Annotated in this window: 1 protein-coding gene; it reads right to left on the reverse strand. The window is 59.6% G+C overall.

Annotation, left to right across the window (positions count from 1 at the left end; translation table 11 throughout):
• A partial coding sequence (locus KP705_RS15785) for a DUF4158 domain-containing protein (protein ID WP_215764889.1) occupies nt 1-698 on the reverse strand: 698 nt, incomplete at both ends.

Genomic DNA, 698 nt, shown 5'->3' on the forward strand with positions numbered 1-698 from the left:
CGGGCAGCTTCTTCGCTCAAACGGTCAAAGGCCACACGCGGTATGGTCGTGGCGCGAGCGCTGTCGAGGTTCAGGGATCGTACACACTCCAGGCGTTCCAGCAATCGCAGGATATTGCGCGCGGCTGGTGACAAGGGCGGGTTACGCAGCCACGAGAGCCAGGAGGCACTGCGATCGCCACGACGCTCCAGCATTTTGTCCAAACGACAACGGGTTTCCGGCGGCAGATCCCCTGCAAGGACGTCATGGACAAGGTGATCGGCCTGCTGGCGAGCACGGCGCACCAAGGCTTCAATGACAGTGACCGACGGCAGGAGAATGCTTCGGCGACGCATCTCGTCAATCAGGATCGCAGCCATGCGGGATGGCTGGGTCACATGATGTGCAATTGGCATCGCGAAACCGGTCATGTCATGAAATGCCGACCGATCGAAGGTTCGGTAGCCATAACGCTTCATCAGGTGGGCCAGATGGGATCGACGGGTTTCGTCACGACGTCCGTAATGGGACCAGAGCCCAGGGGACAGGTCGAGCTGCCGCGCAACAAATGACAGAATGGGAGCCGGTGGTGTTTCACCAGATTCCAGCACCCGTCCCGGCCAGCGCATGTAGAGCATGACCATCGTGAAACCCAATCGGGAGGTTTCTCCGCGGCGGGTTGCGATCAGATCGAAGTCATCCTGGCTGAGTGTAAAATG

The sequence above is a fragment of the Gluconobacter sp. P1D12_c genome, from assembly GCF_018812105.1.
Taxonomy (GTDB): domain Bacteria; phylum Pseudomonadota; class Alphaproteobacteria; order Acetobacterales; family Acetobacteraceae; genus Gluconobacter; species Gluconobacter oxydans_A.